The organism is Levilactobacillus sp. HBUAS70063 (genome assembly GCF_038374745.1).
Lineage (GTDB): Bacteria > Bacillota > Bacilli > Lactobacillales > Lactobacillaceae > Levilactobacillus.
Map to the genome: position 1 here is coordinate 536,809 of NZ_JBANSM010000001.1, position 24,268 is coordinate 561,076.

General features: G+C 48.7%; 20 protein-coding genes and 1 tRNA gene. 5 read left to right on the forward strand and 16 right to left on the reverse strand.

Going from position 1 to position 24,268, the window contains the following annotated elements:
• Positions 1-120: 120 nt before the first annotated feature.
• From V8I28_RS02545 to V8I28_RS02570, 6 genes are all read right to left on the reverse strand, one after another.
• Entirely contained in the window at positions 121-462 is a 342-nt protein-coding gene (locus V8I28_RS02545) for a YlbF family regulator (protein WP_057733519.1), read from the reverse strand.
• Between the two features lie 89 nt (positions 463-551).
• Positions 552-2,651, reverse strand: a complete 2,100-nt coding sequence (locus V8I28_RS02550) for a PBP1A family penicillin-binding protein (RefSeq protein WP_341778541.1) — start codon at positions 2,649-2,651, stop codon at positions 552-554.
• Positions 2,652-2,951: 300 nt separating this feature from the next.
• Positions 2,952-3,419: an arginine repressor gene (locus V8I28_RS02555; RefSeq protein WP_341778542.1), complete on the reverse strand. Its 468-nt coding sequence runs from the start codon at positions 3,417-3,419 to the stop codon at positions 2,952-2,954.
• Between the two features lie 443 nt (positions 3,420-3,862).
• The gene (argS, locus tag V8I28_RS02560) at positions 3,863-5,554 is read right to left on the reverse strand and encodes an arginine--tRNA ligase (RefSeq protein WP_341778543.1); all 1,692 of its coding nucleotides are present in this window, start codon (positions 5,552-5,554) and stop codon (positions 3,863-3,865) included.
• A gap of 312 nt (positions 5,555-5,866) precedes the next feature.
• A tRNA-Gly gene (locus V8I28_RS02565) sits at positions 5,867-5,937 on the reverse strand.
• A gap of 79 nt (positions 5,938-6,016) precedes the next feature.
• Positions 6,017-6,247, reverse strand: coding sequence for a DUF2187 domain-containing protein (locus V8I28_RS02570; protein ID WP_057733531.1), 231 nt, complete (start codon positions 6,245-6,247; stop codon positions 6,017-6,019).
• Between the two features lie 336 nt (positions 6,248-6,583).
• On the opposite strand from V8I28_RS02570, the gene V8I28_RS02575 reads away from it, so the two are divergent.
• From V8I28_RS02575 to V8I28_RS02585, 3 genes are all read left to right on the forward strand, one after another.
• Positions 6,584-7,852, forward strand: a complete 1,269-nt coding sequence (locus tag V8I28_RS02575) for a peptidoglycan recognition protein family protein (protein WP_341778544.1) — start codon at positions 6,584-6,586, stop codon at positions 7,850-7,852.
• A gap of 62 nt (positions 7,853-7,914) precedes the next feature.
• The gene (locus V8I28_RS02580; protein ID WP_341778545.1) at positions 7,915-8,442 is read left to right on the forward strand and encodes a dihydrofolate reductase family protein; all 528 of its coding nucleotides are present in this window, start codon (positions 7,915-7,917) and stop codon (positions 8,440-8,442) included.
• 41 nt (positions 8,443-8,483) lie between these two features.
• A complete protein-coding gene (locus V8I28_RS02585; protein WP_341778546.1) occupies positions 8,484-8,846 on the forward strand; it encodes a DUF1516 family protein in 363 nt (120 codons plus the stop codon).
• 212 nt (positions 8,847-9,058) lie between these two features.
• On the opposite strand, the gene V8I28_RS02590 is transcribed toward V8I28_RS02585, so the two are convergent.
• The 10 genes from V8I28_RS02590 to V8I28_RS02635 all read right to left on the reverse strand — a co-directional run bounded on the left by V8I28_RS02590 (position 9,059) and on the right by V8I28_RS02635 (position 22,349).
• Positions 9,059-11,110 (reverse strand): BglG family transcription antiterminator, encoded by a 2,052-nt coding sequence (locus V8I28_RS02590; protein WP_341778547.1) that lies wholly within the window; start codon positions 11,108-11,110, stop codon positions 9,059-9,061.
• A 178-nt stretch (positions 11,111-11,288) separates the two neighbouring features.
• Positions 11,289-13,013, reverse strand: a complete 1,725-nt coding sequence (gene ptsP, locus V8I28_RS02595) for a phosphoenolpyruvate--protein phosphotransferase (protein WP_341778548.1) — start codon at positions 13,011-13,013, stop codon at positions 11,289-11,291.
• Between the two features lie 17 nt (positions 13,014-13,030).
• Positions 13,031-15,055, reverse strand: coding sequence for a transketolase (gene tkt, locus V8I28_RS02600; protein WP_341778549.1), 2,025 nt, complete (start codon positions 15,053-15,055; stop codon positions 13,031-13,033).
• 47 nt (positions 15,056-15,102) lie between these two features.
• Positions 15,103-16,479 carry a PTS ascorbate transporter subunit IIC gene (locus V8I28_RS02605; RefSeq protein WP_341778550.1) on the reverse strand — a complete coding sequence of 459 codons (1,377 nt, stop codon included), beginning with the start codon at positions 16,477-16,479 and terminating at the stop codon, positions 15,103-15,105.
• A gap of 31 nt (positions 16,480-16,510) precedes the next feature.
• Positions 16,511-16,810: a PTS sugar transporter subunit IIB gene (locus V8I28_RS02610; protein WP_341778551.1), complete on the reverse strand. Its 300-nt coding sequence runs from the start codon at positions 16,808-16,810 to the stop codon at positions 16,511-16,513.
• Positions 16,810-17,259, reverse strand: a complete 450-nt coding sequence (locus tag V8I28_RS02615) for a PTS sugar transporter subunit IIA (protein WP_341778552.1) — start codon at positions 17,257-17,259, stop codon at positions 16,810-16,812. The genes V8I28_RS02610 and V8I28_RS02615 overlap by 1 nt, the downstream gene beginning before the upstream one ends.
• A gap of 246 nt (positions 17,260-17,505) precedes the next feature.
• Positions 17,506-18,228, reverse strand: a complete 723-nt coding sequence (locus V8I28_RS02620; RefSeq protein ID WP_341778553.1) for an aspartate/glutamate racemase family protein — start codon at positions 18,226-18,228, stop codon at positions 17,506-17,508.
• A 5-nt stretch (positions 18,229-18,233) separates the two neighbouring features.
• Positions 18,234-19,487 (reverse strand): carboxylate--amine ligase, encoded by a 1,254-nt coding sequence (locus V8I28_RS02625; protein WP_341778554.1) that lies wholly within the window; start codon positions 19,485-19,487, stop codon positions 18,234-18,236.
• A gap of 124 nt (positions 19,488-19,611) precedes the next feature.
• Complete coding sequence (gene asnB, locus V8I28_RS02630; RefSeq protein ID WP_341778555.1) at positions 19,612-21,495, reverse strand: asparagine synthase (glutamine-hydrolyzing); 1,884 nt, start codon at positions 21,493-21,495, stop codon at positions 19,612-19,614.
• Between the two features lie 152 nt (positions 21,496-21,647).
• Positions 21,648-22,349, reverse strand: a complete 702-nt coding sequence (locus V8I28_RS02635) for a Crp/Fnr family transcriptional regulator (RefSeq protein WP_341778556.1) — start codon at positions 22,347-22,349, stop codon at positions 21,648-21,650.
• A 129-nt stretch (positions 22,350-22,478) separates the two neighbouring features.
• On the opposite strand from V8I28_RS02635, the gene V8I28_RS02640 reads away from it, so the two are divergent.
• Complete coding sequence (locus tag V8I28_RS02640; protein ID WP_341778557.1) at positions 22,479-23,891, forward strand: C69 family dipeptidase; 1,413 nt, start codon at positions 22,479-22,481, stop codon at positions 23,889-23,891.
• Positions 23,892-23,960: 69 nt separating this feature from the next.
• A complete protein-coding gene (locus tag V8I28_RS02645; protein WP_341778558.1) occupies positions 23,961-24,200 on the forward strand; it encodes a hypothetical protein in 240 nt (79 codons plus the stop codon).
• Positions 24,201-24,268 lie beyond the last annotated feature (68 nt).

The following is a 24,268-nucleotide window of genomic DNA, read 5'->3' on the forward strand; positions in this document are numbered from 1 at the left end:
AGAATTAACACGCTGACCATAGTTTTCGTCGATTCCCAGTTTCCAATTTCAACCCCTAACTAAAAAATCGTTGGCACCAATTTCCTAAAGGGAATGGTTGCGCCAACGATTCTTTGTACCCTAACCCTGGTAAATTGCTTGAATAGGTTGAGTAATCATCTTGTTTAAATCAGTCAACAGGTCGTTAACGCCCCGTTCCTTATCCATCAACGCCTTGATGGCATCCTTTTCGGAAACGCGACCGGCAACTTCTTGGACGTGCTTCATTTCATCATCCGTTGGTTGTTGACCCGTCATTTGCTTTTGTTGTAGGTCCATTTGAATTTGTTCAAATTCCTTAAACAATTTGTACGTTTCATCGTCGGCCTTCATCGTATCAAAAGCTGCTTGAAGGTCTTTAAATTCTTGCGTTTCTTGCAAGGTTTGGGCCACTTGTTCACCCAATGCGTGCATGTCTGCCATTCGTGTTCCTCCTTGGTGGGCATCCGCCCGGATAGGTTAATCAACAACTATTGTACCATGCTTTAGCGTCCAACCCCAGTGCGTTTCGGCTATTCCACGTAGGATTTTGCCTTTTCCCACCACGATTTTACCTTGTCGGCGGCGTTATTGAAGGTCTTCCCTGCATTATCAATGCCATCTTGTACCTGATCCCAGATGTCACTGGCCGATGAATCGGTACCGGAACTTTCTGCCTTGGCCAGCGTAGACGCATCCTTGGTGGTAAACGAGGTCCCCTTGGTGTTCGGCAGAATCCCCTGCATCTCGGCCTGGAACAGTGGTCCTTCGCCGGTGCCACTGACGTTCTCCAGGTGATGCTTGCTACTGGTGCTGTCAAAGCCTTCCCAGGTCGTCACGACCACGTCCGGCGTGTAACCCACGATCCATTTATCACGGGTGGCATCGGCATCCCCATCGGCCTCGGTACTCCCGGTCTTCCCGGCAATCGTGTAGCCATATGGCTTGGCACTGACTCCGGTCCCATAGTTAAAGACGCCCATCATCATACTGGTCATCTGCTTGGCGGTCTTCTGGGACATCACCTTAGTAGTCTTGGCCTGACTATCATCGGTGCTGACGACGACATTCCCCGAGGCGTCCACAATCTTTCGAATGTAGTGGGCCGAAGACATGGTGCCGTTGTTGGCAAACGCCGTGTAGGCTTGCGCCAGCTGCTGCGGTGAAACCCCGGTCTTCAAGCCCCCGAGCGCTAACGCCAGGTTCTTGTCGGCCTTGGTGACGGGCAGCCCGAATTTCTTCACGGAGTCGTAGCCCTTGTCCACCCCAATCTTATTCAGCAACCAAACGGCCGGCGCGTTGGTACTCTGCGCTAGGGCCTGATACATCGGGATTTTTCCGCTGTACTGGTTGCCGTAGTTCTCGGGCGTATACTTGTTCGAGCCGTAGGATTTCTTCTTATCGGTCAGTTCGGAGTCGTAGTAGTAACCATTCTCCAAGGCCGGCGTGTAGACCGCCAATGGCTTAATGGTTGACCCGGGCTGCCGCTGCATCTGAGTGGCTCGGTTGTAGCCCCGGAAGACGTGCTTGCCACGACCACCGACCACGGCCTCCACGCCCCCGGTATTCGGGTCGATGGCGATGCTGGCCGCCTGAACCTTGGTGCCGTCACTGGCGTTGGCCGGGAAGTAACTACTATTCTTGAAGAGCGTCTGCATCTGCTGCTGGTTCGATTGATCCAGCGTCGTGTAGATCTTATACCCCTTGTTCATGATTTCCGATTCCGTCAAGCCATACTTGCTGACGGCTTCATTAATCACGGCATCGAAGAAGTACGGGTATTTATACGTATTCTTGTAGGCGTAGTTATCACTGGTGGTCAGGGCCGTGGCCTGATACTGCTTGGCCTGGCTACTAGTAATGGCGCCGGTCTCGGCCATTAAGCCCAGCACCACGTTACGCCGCGACCGAGACGCCGCCGGATGATCGATCGGATTGTAGCCGCTCGGCGACTTCAGCATCCCCGCCAGCACGGCCGATTCGGGAACCGTCAAGTTCTCGGCGGACGTCCCGAAATACCGTTCAGCCGCGTCCTGCACGCCCCACACTCCATTACCGAAGTAGGCGTTGTTGAGGTACATCGACAGAATATCTTTCTTGGAATACACATTCTCAATTTGTATCGACAAAAAGAGCTCTTTAAACTTTCGCGTAAAGGTCTGTTCCTGCGACAGGTAGGCGTTCTTCGCCAACTGTTGCGTCAGCGTACTCCCCCCACCACTAATATAATTACGGTGTAAGACCTTATTCTTCGCGTACAGGAAGAAGGCCCGGGCATACCCCTTAACCGAAAAGCCATACTCGTGGTAAAAGTTTCGGTCTTCCGTGGAGATGACCGCACCCTGAACATTGGGCGAAATTTTTTTCAGCGGAACGTAGGTACCCTTTTGGGAATACAGCGTTCCCGCCTTCTGATTACTCCGGTCATAAATCTGGGTTGGATTCTCCAACGCAGCTTTGAGATCCCCAACGTTTGCCGTCTTGGCCACGAACGTCAGGTAACCACTTAACACCAAGAATCCACTCAGGACAATCACAATCAGCCACCGCGTTAACTGGAATCGGTGCCAGATGTACTTGAAGCGATTCTTGAAGCCTGACCAAAAGTTCTGATTAGGTTGTTGGTTATTCATAATAGCCTCTTCTTATTATCTCATTGTTAGATGAAACGCCGAAGCGGCGGCATCGCCAGCACAATTGCGTTGACCCAATGTCTCCTCCCAGGATTCATCACTAGTCGGCCACCCACCGCTGAGCCAGTCACGACCCAACAACGGGTAGCGGGTAATATCACCATTTTAGCATAGTCCGCCAGACCACCTGCATTTTCACCGAAACTTTACGAAGCTTTAAAATAGCTTAACGCGCCCGTCCCATTAAAAAAAGCGCAAAGTCAACGGTTTCGACCTTTACGCTTCTGCCTATCTAGTTAGTTAATGAACAATATCCGGATTCATCTCACCGGCAATCATGTCGTGGAGCTTCTCGGCGACCTCGGCACTAGGACTGATGATAAAGATGGTATCGTGGCCCGCCAATGTTCCGGCCACCTCGGGAAGATTCAAGTCGTCAAAGATAGCGGCCAGTAGGTTCCCGTTGCTCGGCAGCGTTTTCAAAATATTGACGAATTCAACGCGCGTTAACCCCGTGACCACCTCGTTGATGGTCTCCCGGAGCCGCTCTTCCTCGCTGCGATTACCGGCCTTGAAAATCGTGTAGCGTAAATGCCCGTGGCCATCCTGGGCCTTCACAATCTGCATTTCACGAATATCCCGCGAGATGGTGGCCTGCGTAGCTTGAATGCCAACCTCCTCGAGGTGCTCCATTAATTCTTCCTGAGTACCGATGGGATATTGATTGATTAGTTGCTCGATTCGTGATTGACGCATGCTTTTCTTCATAGCGACCACCCTCCCGCATAAAATTGCATTAAGTATAACAAAGGATGCGGAATTTAGCCACATGTCTCTGCATATTTATAAAGCAAGTGTACCAAATATTCGTTTTCAACGCAAAAAGAAGCGTTATTTTGGTCGGAAAATGGCTGAACTTGCGGTCGGCCCTAGCTCAAAGCGTGGGGCGCCTTGGAAGACTTGCGGGCTGGGCAAGGCTTCCAAGCGAACCGGAAGCCCGCCGCTCAGGCTGGAGGCGTCCCCCACAGCAGGCGGAACCCCTGGCAGGCGCAGGCTCCTGGTTTAACCAATTTTAGCGGACAGAGTACTGACGTTCTGGGAATCAGCGCGTTTATTCTACTCTCAACCTCTAGATCGTAGCAAAAAGGCTGTACCCATTCGTTTTCCCGCTGGGTACAGCCGCTTTAAACATATTGCTTTAATGTTACTGATTACATTTCATCCGGTGCCTGAACACCCAACAACCGGAGGGATTCCTTGAGGACCGTGGAAACGGCCTTGACTAAGGCTAACCGGGCTGGTAATTCGGCGTCGTCCGTTAAAATCTTGGAGTGCGCGTAGTACTTGTTGAAGGTCTTGGCCACGCGAATCGCGTATTTGGCCACGACGGAAGGTTCCAGCTCCTTGCAAGCCAGCTTGACGATGGCTGGGAAGTCGGCCAGGGCCTTGATCGTGTCCCAAGCCTCGGGGTCCGTGATGTGGTTACCCGCCGGCTGAACGTCCGTGTTGGCCGCCTTACGCAGGATGCTTTCTGCCCGCGCGTGGGAGTATTGGACGTAAGGGCCGGTTTCGCCTTCGAACTTCAACTGGTCGGCTAAGACGAAGTCGATGTTATTGGTCCGTTCGTTCTTCAGGTCGCCGAAAACAATCGCGCCGACACCCACCTGCTTGGCCACTTCAGCCTTGTTCGGTAAGTCAGGGTTCTTTTCATTGATTTCTTCGCCAGCCAACTTGATGGATTCCTCCAAGACCTTGGCCAACAGAATAATCCGGCCGGAACGGGTTGACAACTTCTTGCCGTCAACGGTAATCAGCCCGAATGGCACGTGTTGCAGGTTATCCGCGGACTTCACACCCATTTCCTGCAGAACGGCTTTCAATTGCTTGAAGTAATAGGTCTGCTCGGATCCAACCACGTACAGGTTCTTGGCTGGTGCGTAGGTCCGGTCACGGTACAGGGCCGTGGCGATGTCCCGAGTGATGTAGAGCGAAGCCCCATCACTCTTCAAGATTAATGCTGGGTTCAGGTCGTACTTGCTGAGGTCAACCACTTGGGCACCTTGTGATTCAACCAGCAGGTGCTTGTCCTTCAAGATTTGAACCACTTCGTCCAGCTTGTCATTGTAGAAGGCTTCCCCGTTGTAGGTGTCAAACTTCACGCCCAACTCATCATAGACGTCGTTGAATTCCTGTAAGGAAGCTTCCCGGAACCATTTCCACAGGCGGTGAGCTTCTTCGTCGCCGTCTTCAAGCTTCTTGAACCATTCGCGAGCGATGTCGTCCAGTTCAGGCTTGTCCACGTCTTCCTTGTGGAACCGCACGTAGTATTCAACCAGCTTGTTGATTGGATCGGCCTTAACGTCGTCTTCGTTCCCCCACAGCTTGTAGGCCGTGATTAACTTCCCAAATTGGGTTCCCCAGTCGCCCAGGTGATTGTCCTTGATGGGATGGTAGCCGTTCTTGGTCAGGATTTCGGCAATCGAATTCCCAATAACCGTCGACCGCAAGTGCCCCATGGACATTGGCTTGGCGATGTTCGGTGAGGACATGTCGATCGGCACGTTACCGCCGTTGCCGTCTTCGTTTTGACCGTAGCTCGCGCCCGCGGTCAGCACCGTCTTCAGCGTGGCCTCGCTGTAAGTCCCCTTGTCAAAGAAGAAGTTCAGGTAAGGGCCCACAACCTCGACCTTTTCAAAACCGGTCGTATCGAGCTTATCCGCTAAGTCCTGCGCAATTTGTTGTGGCGCGCGGTGTAAGACCTTGGCTAACGTAAATGTGGGAAAGGCCAGGTCCCCCTTGTCGGACGTCTTTGGCCGTTCGAGCTTGGCGGCAATCTCGTCTGCGGTCAATTGACCGGCCAAAGCCTTGGCTAATGCGGCAGTCACTGTTTGTTTGTAATCCATGCTAATTTTCCTCCCTATACTTAACTTCATCCATGACGTGGTGGGTTTAGTTTACATCATTTTACCGCGAGAATAAAAAAACGTCTCCTACAAAAATGTTTGTAAGAGACGAGATTTCCCGCGGTACCACTCTGTTTGACTTAAAAGTCCACTTAAATGATCAATTTAATTAACCCAGACGCTCCGTTCCGCGATGCTGATTACCCGGCTCACAGCCTCCCGGATTCGCTGAAAATCACATCATCACGTACTATTTCGTTTGGGGTGCTTTCGAATAATAAGAAAGACGACCCTAAGGCCGCCCCATTCGAAAGCGGGTGACGGGAATCGGACCCGCGACGCAAGCTTGGGAAGCTTGAATTTTACCACTAAACTACACCCGCACAACACAAATGAGTATAGCATATCATTTGTGAGTTGTCATTAACTTTTTGCAAATAAATTCAAAATAGTTGGTGAAAACTAGTTTTTATCCGCTTTGTTTCCCGTAATCTTAGCAGCTGACTTACGCACAACGGCACGGTTGTTCATGTCTCCGACCGCCGTCTTATCAGCTGGATCATAGTCCCGAATCTCGACTAAAACTGAATTATCATACACTTTGGTGACTTCACCCGTGAAATCGTGTTCCAGGGGACCAAATTTCTTTGCCGCAACGTAATCGCCAATCTTAATCTCAGTCGTCTCAGCCATTGCTCGTCGCTCCTTTCGTATGCAAATAACAATTATAGTCAATATCCACTTTGAGCGCAAGCATTGACCTCCCCCTATTCTGCCATCTAAATGTAAGAAGTTTGAAACAAACGGCAAATGGCGAACCTTAACCCTTGTTTAAAATACATTTTGGCGAAAACCCGATAGTTATCCAGTTTATCTAACCGTTTATGCTTGAATTTCGCTAAAATCCGAACAAGTCCGATAGATTACCCCCTAACTTGTTTAATATTCAATCTTTGAAAAATACGTTATAATCGAGGCGTTGCGTTACAACTTTTTTTAAATAAGGACCATGCAGTAGGAGGAGAAGTTATGATGAAGAAATGGCAACGCTGGACAATTCGGGGAATTGCCTTGACAGCAGGATGCCTCGGCCTATTCTGGTCGTCCACAACCGCAAGTGCTAATGCAATCAACACCTACATTAGCAATCAGGATTACAGTACCCCTAAGATTACCAAGTCTTACAAGTCGGTACTGCCGAAATACAGTTATCGGTACAACAAGCCCGAGGGGGTCGTGGTGCACGAAACGGCCAACCCTAATTCGACGATTTTCGGCGAAATCAACTATATGACCAACAACTATAGCAACGCTTTCGTCCACACTTTCGTGGATGCTGGCAATATTATCAACATCGCCAACACGAAGTACTTGTGCTGGGGAGCCGGCCCCGTAGCTAACCAACGGTACGTCCAATTCGAACAAGTCGAAGTGCACTCTAAAGCCGCCTTCGCTTCCGAACTGAACAACGCGGCCTACTACACGGCTTATATTTTAAAACAGTACGGCCTGACGCCTAAGCGCTACACGACCGTCCTCTCCCACCACGACGTGTCAAATCGGTTGGGGGGCACGAACCACTCCGATCCGGACGGCTACTGGTCAAGCAGTGCCAAGAAGTTCTTTGGGACCACTTACACCATGACCGACTTTGTCAGCCTGGTTAAGTCCCAGTACGCCGACCTTGGAGGCAATACCGCCACGGAAACGACGGACGTCACGGATGATTCCACGCAGCATACGGTGGCTAAACCAGCAACGAAGCCTAAGGCCAAGACCGTTAGCTACTATCACGGGGGCAACAACGAAACGGCAACGTTGGCGAACAATTACACCAACTGGACCGTTTACAACCACGTGAAGGGCACGAATGGCGCACGGAAGATTGGCTGGGGTAACCTCAGTGCCGATCACCGTGGGACCAAGGTGTACGTCGACAGTCGAGGCGTTAAAAAAGGCGGCTGGAGCGGTACCTGGTACCGGATTCGTTTCAGTAAGAACTCCGGCTACAAGTACTGGGTCTACAGCAAGGTCTTAAACTTCCCGAAGGTCACTTACAGTGATGCTAGCGGGACGGCAACGCTGAACACGGACAAGAATTTTGCGCTGTACAACCACGTCTTGAACTCGAACTACCTGTCCAAGACGGTGGCCCACACGCAGGACTTCAAGGCCGATACGACGGCTAAGATTAACAAGCAAGGCAATAAGGCCAGTGACCACTCCACTTGGTATCGCGTAACCATCAGTGGAAACACGTACTGGGCTAAGTCCACGAGCCTGAACGGCTTAGACTAATCATTAATTAAGGGAACGATTCGCCAGGGGTGGGTCGTCCCCTTTTGCTTAGGAGGAAAACAATGGGTCGAATTCAATTCTATGGGGCCATCTCACTGGATGGCTACCTCGCCACCCCGGATGACCAGATTGACTGGCTAACCAACCTTCCCGGCGTTCCCGCCGATGTGGGGGCAGCCGTTCTGGCTAAAATGACCAGCACGATTCTCGGTCGCGTGACCTACGACGCGGTCCAGGCCATGGCACCCACCACACCGCTGAACCCCTATCACCCGCAAATGACCAGCTACGTGCTGACTCATCAGTCAGTCGCCGAACGACCGGGCGTGGTCTTCACGAACACGTCCGTAACCAACCTGGCTCGGCGCCTCAAGAGCGACGGTAACGTGTGGATCGTCGGTGGCAGTGGCGTCCTCACGCCTTTGCTAGCGGCCGACCTCGTCAATGATCTGTACATTCAGATTGCGCCGGTGTTGCTGGGGCGCGGCAAGCGACTGTTTGGTGAGTTGACTCAGCACAAGGCCTTCCAGCTGGTGACGACCAACCAGTATGGGCCGTTGGCGGAAGTCGTTTATCGCCTGAGAAATTAATTCACTTTTGCCTATTTAATATGGTAGTCTTGACTCAAACGGTGTTTAAGGGAGCGGTTACGATGTGGTTAGCCTTACATTTTTGGACCTGGATCATCCTCACGGTTTTGGTGATCGTTGGTCTTACACGACGGTCGGAAAAGCGGATTACTCAATTTTTACTCCTAGCCCGCTTGGCCTATCTCGTCATGATTATCAGTGGGGTCGTGCTGAGCATCCGAACTTTCGGCCATGCTCCCCTGTTAATTAGCCTCAAGTTTGTGCTGGGAATCGCCACGATTGCTTTAATCGAAGTGAGCTTCGGCCGTAAACTGGAACGCGACACGCCACATCTGATTTACTGGATTCTGGGCGTTGTGGCGTTGATTACGGTTGGTTTGGGGCTGACGTTGGCGTTTCATTAAATGAAATTGTATTATTTACGAAATAACCCAAGGAAATGGCAATGACCATTTCCTTGGGTTATTTGACATCTCCTAAAAACAAGTAGCACCATATTGTGAGCTCACAAACTCAATCATACCAGGTATTCAGTCCTCTAATCACTTGCCAGTTATATTTCAATCAGTTTATCCTCATTTTACGGTTTCATGATTATTTTTGACCACCTTTAGATTCAGGGCGTCACTTTGACCGCCTCATTTAGCAATTGACGAATTATTGCTGTGTTTTCGGCCTTCAACAGCCTTTGATAGAGGCCTTCATTCTGTAGCAATGCTAACAATTGCCCTAAAGCGCGGACATGGGCTTCCCGATCGATTGGTGCCAATCCAAAAATCAACCGTACTTGTCGCTGCTGACCCTGAGTCGAAATTATTGCAGGCTTCTTAAGGACTAGTAGAGACATCCCTAGTTTTTGAACGCCATCTTCCGGTTTAGCATGCGCTAACATAACTCCTTCTTTAATCATCATATATGGTCCCTTTTCCTTGGTGATTGCAATGATATGGTCAGTATATCGTGATTGAATAAACTGAGCATCCTGTAAAGGTTGCAAGCATCGTCGAACAGCCGACTGCCAATCCAACATATCACTGCTAATTTGAATATGCGCGGGCGTGATCAAATCAGCAAGCGTCGACTGAACTTTGGGAACGTCTTGAGTTGACGTTTGTTCAAAGTAATCCCGTAAACTTGCCGTTAATCCATCAAAATCGTCGACCCTTGCATAGTCCGTAATAATATCTAAAACTGCATGCACTAGCTTCGTATCTTGCGAAGGATCCAACAATCCTAATCGACGAAATTCTTGATCTATACGTTGAAAATCATTAGCTGTTGGTATGGCTTGGACTAGCAGTGTCGGTACCTTTAGAACTTGTCGAATCCTAGCCGTTGTTAACACTAGTTTAGGTGTTCGACTATCTAAATCCATCTTCTGAAAATCGGCCAAACTAACTGGTTGAGAAAATGTAATATCTTTATAACGGGTTGTCAGTTGTTGATACAGCAACTGACTGGTCCCAATGCCACTAGTACAAACTAAAATAACATCTACCCTTCCTTCCGTCTCGAACCAATCGGGGGATAACCGTTTGACTTCTCCACCGAAATAAATGGCAATTAAAACCAATTCATCATTGGAGACGGGTGCTCGTAGAAACTCCTCAAACGGCTTAAGCGCATACTTAGTCAAATTCATTAGGTAGCTATAGGTCGACTTCACTTCAGCCAAATTGGCATTTCGGTACTGTACATGATAGGTAATACGAAAATATGTTGAAAATAAATGTGTCGCAAGGGCCTCTAAAAACGATGATGTCATGACATCAATTCCTGAAACGACGCTAAAGCGACGGGCAACTTCTCGGGTCGTGTCCAACAACTGCTTTACAAACCGATTGTTTTCATTTACTTGCTGTAATTGTCCAGCCAATAAGATCTCTCGCAAATTGCCTATCTCCGCTGAAGTCACGCGTGCATGAAGCGCCAAGAACTGCCCACACCACCGACTAATCTGATCAGTTGGGTAGCGATCAGTTGTCGTCAAGACATACCGTGGATCTTGTAGCCGATCAATTAGCCAAACCAAATACCAAACTAATGTCTGCGCCGCATCGCCACTATAAAAATTTCCGGTTTTAGTCTGTAATTGTGCTAATGCCTCCGTAACTACTTGAATATTTGAAAAACCTTTTAAATGCTCAATAATCAGTGAATTTTGTTGGACTAATTGCTGATAAATCCATTGCCGTTGTCCAACTTCACTGCCGACTAAGACTTTTCCATGACTGGTATTTTGAATCTGTGTATTCTTCGGCAATTCATCGGTTAATTGCTTAAAATCTTTAATGATCGTATTTTTAGAAACTGCCAATCGATCCGCTAAATTTACCAACGAAAGGTTGGCATCTCGTTGGATCAAATACCATATGATTAATTGTTTACGTTGACTTGCACTAAAAATCCGTTTACCTTCTGGTTTTGACTGCTTTTTTAGTTCATTCAACGTGGATTGTGTTAGAAAGTATCCCCCTTGAGGTAGTCGTTGAACATCATCCAAGTCCATATTCTTCAAGGTTAAATTGAGATGCTTCAACCAATTGAAAACACTGCGACGGGATAAGCCCATCTTAGTTTCCAGTTCAGATACGGTTTTATACTTCTTCCCCGTTGCCAAAATGGTAGCTAGACGGTTAATCTGTCTTTTTTCGCTGACATTTAACATTCAATTACCACACACCCCTCTTATCAACCTTGTTGATCATACGTGATACGTATTATTAGCGATTCTTATAATTTAACTGCTCTCAAAATAACAGCCTAAAAATACTAAACGCATGATGCCAAAATGATCGGCAACCATGCTATTTAGAAAAAATTATTCTTTTATTATTTTCCTGTTGCTAAGCCTGAAGGTGCTTTTCAACTAGGGACTTTACCTCTTCATTGGTTCGACACTGAGTGATGGCTTGTTCGACCACCTTAGCCCAATCCGTTGTTACTAAACTCTTCATCTGGCTGCGAACACGGAGAACTGAAGTTGCACTCATGGAATATTCATCCAGCCCCATCCCCATTAGCAATGGGACAGCATATTTATCACCAGCCATTTCACCACACATAGCTGCAATTTTGCCTTCCCTGTGTGCAGCGTCAATCACATTTTTGATTAACCGAAGGAGAGCTGGATTGTATGGTTGGTAGAGGTAGGAAACGTGTTCATTCCCACGATCAGCCGCGAATGTATACTGAATCAAATCATTCGTCCCAATGCTGAAGAAGTCGACTTCTTTAGCAAATTGATCTGCAAAAACTGCAGAAGCTGGTATTTCAACCATCATCCCCAACTTAATCTTTTCGGCGACCGGAACACCTGCTGCGACTAATTTAGCCTCTTCTTCAGTGAAGACTTTTTTGGCTTCACGAAATTCGTTAACTGTCGCAATCATTGGGAACATAATCCGAATTTCCCCGTAATGAGAAGCCCTAATTAAGGCCCGTAACTGGGTTCTGAAAATCTCCTGGCGATCCAACGAAATTCGAATAGCTCTGTAGCCTAAGAATGGATTCATTTCCTCTGGCAACGGAAGGTAGGGTAAATGCTTATCACCACCAATATCCATGGTTCGAATAACTACCGGCTTACCATTCATTGACTGAACGACTTGTTTATAAGCCGTAAATTGCTCATCTTCTGAAGGTAAGCGATCACTGTTCATATACAAGAATTCCGTCCGGAACAACCCCACTGCTTCAGCCCCTGCATCGACCGCGGCTTGGACGTCATCAGGCGTTCCAATATTAGCTGCCACCTCAAAATGACGACCATCCTTAGAGACCGAAGCTGCATTCTTTAGTTTTTGCCACTCAGCACGCTCTTGTGCATAATGATCGGCTTCCGCCTGATACTTTGCTTTCTCACCCGCTGTAGGATTGACTAACGCAAAGCCATCTAAACCATTCAAAATTAAACTATCGCCGTCTTGAACTTCAGTGGTCGCATCGCCTGCGCCAACTACCGCTGGTATTTCTAGAGTTCGTGACATAATCGCGGAGTGACTTGTTCGACCGCCTAAATCCGTTAGAAAGCCTTTAACAAATTTTCGATCCATCTGAGCTGTATCAGAAGGCGTCAAGTCATGTGCAATCACAACAACTGGTGAATCAATCAAGGCTGGGTTAGGTAGCGACTTTCCTAATAGGTGGCTTAAGACCCGCTTCGTAACATCTTTAACATCGGCAGCACGTTCCTGCATATATTGGTTATCAGTCATTTCCTCGAAAATAGTAATAAAGTGATCAGTTACTTCTTTCAAAGCTTCCTCAGCATTTAACTTTTTATCAGTGATGACGCTCTTAATCTGTGATATCATTTCCGGATCAGCTAAAATCGCAATATGGGCGTCAAACACGGCGGCTTCTTCTTCACCCAAGTTTTCAGCAGCCTTCTGCCGAATCACCTTTAACTCATTCGTTGATGCCACCATTGCTTGTGTTATTCGTGCCAGTTCTGCATTGACATCCGTAATGACGTGTTTTTCAAAACTTAGATCTGGGTCTACTAGTCTATAGACTTTGGCAATACCGATACCATCGCTTGCCGCAATCCCAGTAATTCTTTTTGACATTACTACTATTCCCTTCTCTATTCAGACTTTTTCCAAAGATCTTCATACGTTTTAACCACTTTATCTACATTGAAGTTAAAGTGATCAACGACTTCCGATCCCTTGCCACTCAAACCAAAAGTATCAATTCCGAGGTTGGCACCATTTAAGCCGGTATACTTACCCCAGCCAAACGTACTATCCATCTCAATTGAAATTCGTTTGTCCACTTGCGGTGGTAAGACACTATCACGATACGTTTTACTTTGCTGTTCAAACAACTCAAAGCTAGGCATTGAAACAACCGACACATCGTACTGCTTTTTCCGCAATTCAGCTTGTGCCTGTAGTGCCAGAGATACTTCCGAGCCACTGGCTAGTAAGATGCCATCAGCAGCTTCTGTACGTGCTGGTGAAACCACATATCCACCACGAGCAACATCTTCAGGACGGGTTTCAGCAAGTAGCGGTAACCCCTGTCGCGAAAGCACTAAGACTGAAGGTCTATCAGTAGTTCGTGCAATGATTTGCCAAGCGCCTAAAGTCTCATGAGCATCAGCAGGCCTAATCACATTTAAATTAGGAATGGCTCGTAACCCGGCCAATTGTTCGACTGGCTCGTGTGTTGGACCATCCTCACCAACTGCAATAGAATCATGCGTAAAGATATAGGTGACGGGTAACCCTTGTAAGGCAGATAGGCGAATCGCAGCCTTCATATAATCTGAAAATGTAAAGAATGTACTTCCGAAGACGCGAGAACCTCCATGCAAAGTCATTCCGTTCAAAGCAGCAGCTTCACCAAACTCACGAACACCAAACCAAACATTACCGTTTGCTGGGGCATCCGGATTAAACCGCCCCTCGTCCTTCAGTTGTGTCTTGTTACTAGACGAGAGATCTGCAGCACCACCCCAAAAGTTAGGATTATACCAAGCGATTTGTTGTAAAATTTCTGAATTGGTGACCCGAGTCGCTGTTGCCTTACCGACTGTTTCATCGGCTAGTTTGACCTGACTAACATTCAACTTGGGCCCAACTTCTGGTGTGAAATCAGCTGCTAATTTTGGTTCATTGCGCTGGTAGTCTGTGTAGACCTTGGTCCACTCATGATGAGCACCTTCACCACGTTCTTCTATGCCTTGTTTAAACTGCGCATAAGCGTCTTCAGATACCGAGAAAGGTGTTTGACTCCAATGGTAAAATTCTTTAGTCTTCCGAATATTTTCAGCACCTAATGCCGCACCATGAACCTTGTTAGTTCCCGCTTCAGGTGAGCCATATCCAATCTGAGTTTTAATTTCGATCAGAGTCGGCTGTGTTGAATGTTTTGCTCGGTTGATGGCATCGTTAATAGCTGCTAGATCCTCACCATCTGCAACAAAGAGATAGTTCCACCCAGCACCTCGGAAGCGATAACTCTGTGTTTCAACAGAACCATTAGCCAAGGGGCCATCCAAGGTAACGTCATTAGAATCATACAAAACAATGAGCTTATTCAATTTCTCTTTGCCCGCAATGTTAATGGCTTCCTGGCTAATCCCCTCCATTAAATCGCCATCCCCCACAAGCGAGTAGGTTCGGTGATCAATTAAGTCATAGTTCGTTGTATTATACTTGGCTGCCAAATGCTTCTCGGCCAGAGCCATCCCAACGGCCATACCAATCCCCTGGCCCAATGGTCCTGTTGTTGCGTCGACTCCTGGCGTATGACCATACTCTGGATGTCCCGGTGTTAATGAGCCAGTCTGGCGAAACCCCTTTAGATCTTCTAAACTCACAGAATAACCACTCATATGCAATAGACTGTAAAGTAACGCTGAGCCATGACCCGCGGAGAGAACAAATCGATCACGGTTAATCCAATTTGGACGCTTGGGATCCGTCTTCATATGGTAATTCCACAAAACGTAAGCCATAGGTGCTGCATCTAAACATAGCCCCGGATGCCCTGACTTCGCCTTTTCAATCATATCCACGCTCAACATCCGTAGAGCATTGACCGCTAATTCATCCTTCTTTGTAAAATTCACTTGAACTTCGCTTGTGCCTGTGTTTATCATTAACGATTACTCCTTATCCATGGACTATTTAAAAACGTGATCTTAACTTATCCTTGGGCCTTTTGTGAGTCGCTCTTCTTGCTACTATCTTTGAGGAAGAAAGACCAAACAATGACAATTAAAACGAAAGCAATGATGCCACCTGTTACAGCAACTTGGCCAAAGCTACCTAAGTTTCCGAGTAGGATTCCAGGAATCAAGTAATCGGTATCGGCAAATGTTGAAGCCGCTAACTTCAAACCACCCAAAACTGGCAAAATGAATAATGGTAGCCAACTGATTAGCAGACTGTTAACTGCGGAGCCAATGATGGCCCCCCGACGGCCCCCTGTAGCGTTACCATAAATACCAGCGGCACCACCACAGAAGAAGTGACCAACGACCCCAGGAATAATAACGGTCGTTCCCATCCCAATCATGGCGAACATACTTAACGTCCCAACAATGAAACTAACAAAGAAGCCAATTAACAAAGCGTTTTGACCATAGGGGAAAATAATTGGAACATCCAAGGCAGGCTTAGCATTTGGAACTAATTTAGTCGCAATCCCTTGGAAGGCTGGAACGATTTCACCTAAGATCATCCGCACACCAGCTAATACCACGTAGAATCCAGCAGCAAATGTTCCGGCTTGCGTAATGGCATAGACTAAGAAGTTGGTACCTGAACTCAACTTAGTTTCAATAAAGTGTGGTCCTGAAACAATGGCTAATACTAAATAAACAATGGCCATAACTAAAGTAATCGAAACGGTTGAATCCCGTAAGAAACTCAAGCCCTTAGGAAAGTTGATGTCTTCCGTAGACTTCTTGGCGTTACCAAACCACTTACCCATTAAGCCCGCGGTTGCGTAACCAATATTCCCAGTGTGTCCCATGGCAACATTGTCACCACCAGTGATTTTCCGCATAAAGGGTTGGCAAAGAGCTGGTGTTACTGTGAGCAATGTGCCTTCAAATAAACCACCCAGAATGATCGTCCAACCATTGGCCTTCATACCCGTAGAGATCAAGATAACGGCAGTTAAACAGGAAACATACAGCATCGCTTGTCCGGTTAAGAAAATGTACTTAAATTTTGTGAAGCGAGCGAGCAAAACGTTCACTACCATTCCAACAAACATAATCAATGCGGTCGTTGTTCCGTATTGTTGTAACGCAATCGCCACAACGGCTTCATTGGAAGGAACCACCCCTTGAACATGTAAAGCGAACTTAAACATCGAGGCAAACGGCGTTAATGCTCCTTGCAAGATACCAGCGCCACCGGTAAGGACCAAGAAACCTACGAAAGTTTTGATTGTCCCTTCCAAAGTTTTCGTCCCCGGCTTCTTCTGCAAAGCCAATCCCAACATGGCAATTAACCCGACTAGGATGGCAGGTGTACTAACAATTGAAACAATAAAATTAATAACTGCTTGCATAATCGCTATTCCTCCAATCAATCATTAAACACTAGTTGTGTTTAATACCTTCCTTGTCCAACAAAGTATTGATTTTTTCTTGTAATTCACTTTTATCGATGATACTTTGCAAAACGAAAACCCGTTCTTGCGGTAGATCCGAAGCTTGTTCAGCTAAATCGCTACCTAAAAAGAAATAATCCGCCGCATTAATATTCAAGCCACCGGTATCAAAGTGTGTAACCTCAATATTATCTGTATCGACGCCCTCATCTTTTAAGACGCTTTCAATATTCATTTGAATCATAAAACTTGACCCTAAACCTGATTGACACACCGCTGCAATTTTCATTATTCTTCCACTCCTTTAAATTCAGTAACTAATTCTTCAACTGTTGTTGCCTGCTCAATCTTATTCAGGCTCTCCGAGTTTTGTAACTTTGTTGCTAACTCTTGAAGCGCTTGTAAATGGGTCGTATTATCGCTGGCTGCCAAGACAAAAAATAATGTAATAGGATGCTCAGCGCTCACCAGATTAATGGCCGGATTAACTTTCATCAAGGCCATTCCCATGTGGTTAACCCCATCTTCTGGTCTGGCGTGTGCCAAGGCGATGTGCGGACCAATATTAATAAATGGTCCATTCTTCTTTACGACTGCAATCATGGCATCGACATATTTCTGCTCTACTTTCCCTGCTGTTAACAGGGGGGTTGCTGCCTGTCGAATCGCCTCCTCCCAATCAAGATTACCGGCCTGCCTTACCTGAACAGTTTCCGGCGTCAATAAAGTTTCCAACATTCCAATCAACCTCCACTTCTAAAGACAATTTATACTTTAGATCATGCAGTAAGCGTTTCCAAGTTCACTCTATGCACATACCCCCCGTGCAAAAATTGCACTCTTTTGAAGCGCTTTCTAAAAAAGTTAAAAAAAAAGCAAATTTCCTCAATTGAGGAAATTCACTTTGATAGCGATCAACTTAATCTAGCTTTAGTCGCAATAAGTCTTTCTCACCACTAGTGGTACTCATTTACGCATAACCATTTAATCTTCGGAGATATTTTCCCGTTCCTTCAACGCCAATTCCAACGTCCGGTCAACCAGCACCGATTGGCCATCAATCGTGGGAATCTCGGTCTCCGGTTCCCGTTCCTGGGCCAGCGACAGCTCGGTACAGCCCAGAATTACCAGGTCGGCGTGCTGCTCGGTCACCATTTCCCGTAGAATCCGGTGATACAGCTCGGCATCGACGTGATTGTTTTCCTTGATGTTGTCATAGATCAAGGCCATCGTTTCGTCCTCAATCGCCGGCGTCGGCAGGACGGGTTCTAACCCGGCCACCTTGACCTCATGTTCGTAGATCTTGTCGGCAATGGTTCCCCGCGTCCCGGTAATCCCAATTCGCTTAGCCTGTGGATAACGGCGCTTAATTTCCTTAACCGCCTCGCGAGGCATGTGCAGAATCGGAATATCCGTCGCCGCTTGCAGGTCCTCATAGAAATAGTGGGCCGTGTTACACGGCAGCGTAAAGAATTCCGGCCGCAACTGACTCTGCTGCTTGATGTCCTCCAGCAGGCTCGGCAGTGGACTGGGCTGACTATGGTCTAAAATATAGTCCGTCCGGTCCGGGACCGTGGCGTGGTTCACCAAAATATAATTCAAATACTCCTGATCAGCGTGGGCCGGCGTCCGTAAGTTCAGCTGGTGCACGTAACTCTCGGTGGCCATGGTGCCCATGCCGCCAATAATCGTAAAGAATTTTTGCATGGTTATTACCCCTTGTTTTCTGCGAAATACTTCTTGAAGTTCACGGTGTAATTGTGCTGCATCCACTGAATCAACGCCCAGCGCTTCAGATTCATATCCTGGTCGTAACGGTACGTGGTGCCATACTTTCCGGCGGCAATCAGCTTCAACGCCCGTTCCTTGTCGGCATTTTCACGCGTATACTGCTTAAAGACCTTGACCGGTACCCCGAGCCACAGGGCCTGCTGACTCTCGTCCTGGTTCCCGTAAACGGTGGGGGCATCAACCAATTCATGCTTAACATAGTCCTTCACTACCCAATCCGCCAAGTTGTAGCCGTTCAACGTGACGAAGAAGCTACTCCGCCCCTGACGCAGATTGATTTCAAATAACTTGAAGGTTTGATCACGCACGTCATACTTCATATCGAAGTTGGCATACCCGGTGAATTCAATGGCCTCCAGGAACGTCTGAATGTTGTGGTAGATGGTCTCATTGTATTCCGGAATAATGGCCACGTAGTTTCCAATGGCCGATGGGGCCGGGTCTTCCAGCAACGGGTGCCCCAGACACATCATCTTCACGTGATGGTGCTGGTCCACGTAGGCGTTTAGCACCCGCATGTTACTGTCATCGCCGGGCACGAAGTCCTGTAAAATCAGGTCGGACGTGTAGCCGTTCGCGTAGATTTTACCCACGATATCCTTGAATTCGGCCTCGCTTTGAATCCGGAACGCCTTCTTCCGCCCCTCAAAGTGGACGTCCAACCATTCCACACTGTTGGCGGGCTTTAAGGCAACCGGGTAGTCAAACGGCTGTTCCACATCACCGGCCATGGCTTCGTCCTTGGTGATGATCCGCGTTGCCGGGTAAGGCAACCCGTATTGGTCACACACCTTGTAGAAGTTTTCCTTGTTGTTTAGATGCCGTAATTTATCGTAATCAATGTATGGGCAAATGAAGACGTCTTCGAGCTCCGCCTTGTGCTTACTGATCAGTTCGGCATAGCCATCCCCACACCCGATTAAGATCACGGGTTCGGGATGGTTGGCATACCGTTCCTTCAGCTTGCGCATCGTTTCAATCCAGACGGGATCCTCATCAAATCCCGGAATCAATTCCAAGTTCACGACTTTCGTATAACGGGTAGGCGCTAGCTGAATGCTGGCAAAGGCCTGAACGGGTTCGTGGTACAACTCGTAAAACGACCGGGCCATCCCGTAAACGTTAAAGTCACTCCCCAACAAGATGGGGGTAAATTTTACGCCATTGTTTTCCATAACGAATTAAAGTCCCTTCACAACTACTTTTTTCTGAATTAAACACAATCAAGGTTGTTAGCGGACGAGTCCAATAGCAACCTTGAGCGTTATCGGTGAGCCATTGCTGGCGGACCGTTAGATATTAAACTTGCGTCCGGTGTACCAGATCAACCGTCTTGGCCGTCGTATCTTCTGGGAAGTAAACTTCGTACCACAGGATAAACGTGTAGATGGTGAAAATCTTTTGCATGCTGGACTTACCGTTGATGTGTTCACGTAAGATGTCCATCAAGGCTTCGGTATTAAAGAACTTGTGCGCGACATCGGAATTAAAGGCTTCGATGATTCGTGACTTGTAAGGTTCCGTCTTAATCCACGTGGCGATCGGGGATGGGAAGCCCATCTTTTCCTTCTTGGCCACGCGTTCTGGCAATTCGGCTTCGGCGGCCGTCCGCAGAGACACCTTGGTCTCATCGGCGTGAATCCGCGTCTTAACCGGCATGGTGGCCGCAAACTTAGCGACTTCCTTATCGACCAGCGGCGTCCGGACTTCCAGCGAGTTCGCCATACTCATGCGGTCGGCCTTGTGTAAGATGTCGTAAGGTAACCACGTATTGATATCGAAGTACTGCATCTGCGTCATTTCGTCCAGGCCCTTCACATCATCGAATAAATGCTTCGTGTAGGCACCAGCGTCCTGATTCAACTTCGGATTTTTCAAAATCTTGTTCCGATCGTGATAATCGAAGACGTAGTTCACCCGGTAGTAGCGTTCGCTCAGCGGTTGGGCACCCCGGACCAAGAACCGCCGCCCGTGGAACCGCGGGAACTTCTCGGCGATTGCGCCCAGCATCTTCCGAATGCCCTTAGGCACCCACTTCTGGTAGCGTTCAAACGGAATGGCTTCCAGGTAAGTGTTGTAGCCACCGAAGAACTCATCGGCCCCTTCACCGGACAACGCAACCTTCACGGACTTACGGGTCCCCTTCGACAGGTAGTACAGCTGCATGGCTGACGGGTTGGAGAGCGGTTCGTCCATGTAGTACATGATGGTTGGAAGAATATCGAAGTAATCATCCCCGGTCATGTATAATGGCGTGTTCTTTTGCTTGATTTCCTTGGCAAATTCCGTGGACCAGCTCAACTCACTGTACTTGGAGTTGTTGAACCCCAGGGAGAAGGACTGGATTGGCTTTAACTTAGACGCTTCGTTCAAAACGTAGGAAGAGTCAATCCCACTGGACAGGAAGCTCCCGACTTCAACGTCGGCAATCATGTGAGCCTTGACCGATTCGTCCACGATCCCGCGAATCTTCTTGGCATCCTCTTCGACCGTCTGACTGTTGTCGATGTGGTCGTAGTTGAACTTGAAGTACCGGTGCGTTTCCGTTTCACCATTGGCGCGGTGAATGAAGTATTGACCCGGCAATACCTTGTAAACGTTCTTAAACATCGTGTCGCGTGACGGAATGAATTCAAAACTCAAGTGAATTGGCAAGAGTTCTTCGTTGAATTCCTTCTTGAAGTTCGGGTGTTCGAGGAACGCCTTGATTTCGGACGCCCACAGGAACGTCTTGCCATCGTCGTAGTAGTACATGGGCTTAATCCCAAAGTGATCCCGGGCACCAAAGACTTCGTTCTTCGTCTTGTCGTAGATGGCAAAGGCGTACATCCCCCGGAGCCGGTCTAACAGCTTAGGCCCCCAGGCATCGTAACCGTGAATCAAGACTTCTGAGTCCACGTCCGTTTGGAATTCGTAGCCGAGCTTTTGTAAATCCGCCCGAATTTCTTGATAGTTATAAATTTCACCGTTAAACGTCAAGACCTTGGTCTGGTCTCGGTTATACATGGGTTGCTTCCCGTGAGCCAAGTCAATGATTGACAAACGACGGAAGCCCATGACGGCCTGATCATCGCTGAAGTAGGCCTCGTCATCGGGTCCCCGGTGTTTGATCCGGTCTGCCATATCATTAATGGTGGTTGCCGGAACATCCTTTTGATTCACATAGCCAACGAATCCACACATGTGCGTATCCCCTTTTTCCTGTTTATTCGTAATTCTTATCTCATTTGGTCGTTCATTAAGCGGTTAATGAAACACAACACCCATCATTTTAGCAAATTTATTTCGGGAATACCATATAATTAAGGATTCTTAAACGGTTCGCTGAAAATGCTTTATGACGGGGCTAGGGCATCGAGTTTCATGGAATCGGTTACTTTAATCTGACGGCGCCCAATCGTCTCAATAATCCCATCCGTCGCCAGTTGCCGCAGCTTCCGGCTCAGGGACTCCGGCGTCATGCCCAAATAAGCGGCCAAATCCTGCTTACTCATGGGCAAATCCACGGTACCGGCCGTATGGTTGCTCAGTTCCTGTAAATAGCCTGCCAAACGCGGCAAGGCGTCCGGGATCGCCAGCAAGGTGGCTTGCCGTTCCGCGGCCTTCAGTCGGTCGGCCAGGGCGCCCAGCAGCGCCATGGATAGTGGCGGCAGCTGCTTAATCAGAGACGTGAGCGCTGCCCGGGAAATCGTGCAGAGCTCGGTGGTCTTGGTGGCTTCCGCGTAGGACGCGTGAATTTCATCGGTGAATAAGGCAATTTCACCAATGAAGTCTCCGGGATTCAGAACCCGCAAGACCTGCTCACGGCCGTCCTCGGCCAAGTGGTAGAGGCGGACCTGGCCTTGGTTAACGATATACAACGTTTGGGAGACTTCACCGGTACTAAAGACGGTGCCCCCCTTTTCCGCGTGAATCGGCCGGGTGACTTGAGCCACCGAGGTCATCTGATTGGCGGACAAGCGTTGAAAGATTGGGACCTGGGAGACACACTCAAGTTCCCGCTCAATCGAATGTTCATGTGTATGTCCGTGTTCCATGACGCCATCTCCTTCTTATCATCCACGGTCTATTCTAGCAAATTCTCGCCCAAAATCGGTGGTAAACGCCTCACTTCGTCAAATATGCTATAGTAAAATTGGAATAACCATCCCGAAGGAGGAACCTGCATGACCCGTCAAACACACCAAGCCTGTACATCTTTCCTAGCCGGAAAACACGCCACCATCGATGGTAGTCCCCTGATTGCCCGTAACGAAGACAACGGGGTCGCCATCTGGCCCAAAAAGGCCGTGGTCCATCCGGCCGTCGACCACGATTCACCCGTGACCTTTGTTTCGAAGAACAACCAATTTACCACACCGCTACCGGCCCACGCCGATCACTACACGGCCGTTCCGGACAGTGATCCCAGCGCCGGCGATTACGCCGAAAGTGGGATTAACGCCCACAACGTGGCAATGAGCGCTACCGAATCCGCCTACGCCAACAGCCGGGTACTGGGCGTGGACCCCCTCGTCAGCAACGGCATTGCCGAGGACGCCATGGTCACGGTCGTCCTGCCCTACGTCACGTCCGCCAAGGCCGGCGTACAACGGCTCGGCCAGCTGGTCGAAACCCACGGTGCGGCGGAAGCCAACGGCGTTCTCTTCTGCGATAGCGATGAGGTCTGGTACCTGGAAATCGTGAGCGGTCATCACTGGGTGGCGCAACGCATTCCGGACGACATGTACGCGGTCGTGGCCAACCAATTGGCCATTCAAGACATCGACTTCGACCGCCCCGCAGACTTTTTAACCTCCGCAAACATCCGCCATTTCGTCCAGCTTCACCATCTCAACCCGGACGGCAACCGCTTCAACGCCCGCCACATCTTCGGCACGCAGTCGACCTTTGACGCCCACTACAACACCCCTCGCGTCTGGTACGGCCACCGACTGCTGACGCCCAGTGCCTTTGAGAACCCCACCGATCAGGAACTCCCCTTTCTCCGTCACGCCGAAAAGAAAATCAGCGTGCCCGACGTTGCAGCCCTGCTCGGCTCCCACTATCAAGAGACGCCGTACGACCCGCTGGGCAATGGGACTGCCACGGAACGTCATCTCTTCCGAGCCATTGGCCTCTCGCGGACCGAAAACTCCCATATTCTTCAAATTAGACGCCAAGTGATTCCACAATTGGCCGGCATCGTTTGGCAATGCTTCGGCAACCCCGCGTTTAATCCCTACGTGCCGTTCTACGCGGCCGGCGACCAGTTCGGGCCGACCTACAGTGCCGACAATCAGCAGTTCTCCCCGCAAAATCCCTATTGGGCCGGTAAACTCCTGGAAACATTGGGTGAGGCCCACTACCGACAGAATCGCGAGCAGATCGCTAACTTCCTCAAGCACACCCAGGCGTTAGGCATTCAACGGTTAACCGCTGGTGACGCGTTGGACCACCCGACCGCCGCGACTCTGGGGGCCTTCAACGCGGCCACGGCCGACCAGTTTGCCACCGAGATGACCACACAAACCGGCAACCTGCTCTGCGCCAACGCCGAACAGTCGCGGCTGTCCTTCAAGATGGACCAGAATTTGTGAAATGATATCGTTTTCAGAGCAAGTGCGGTATAATGAAATTAGCAGCTAGCCCCGAAAGGAATGATTACGATGGATGAAGTTGTACTCTTTAACCCTGGCGATTCAATTGGTAACTTTCATGATTATCACGAAGCCGTGCAGACGGCCCAAATCTATCGAGCCCGTCACACCGATTCCGGTCATGTTTTGGTCGTAAAAAGTGAAAAAGGCGAGCCGTCTTTTGATATTTTTCTAGCAGAATCTCAATTAGGAAACGGCCAAACCGGCCACGCGGCCAGCGAGAAGTACCGCATTAGCAAGAAACTTTAATTTTGGATAAGACGAGCGTCAACGGAAGTGATTTCGTTGACGCTCTTTTTGCGTTGGCACTCAGCGAT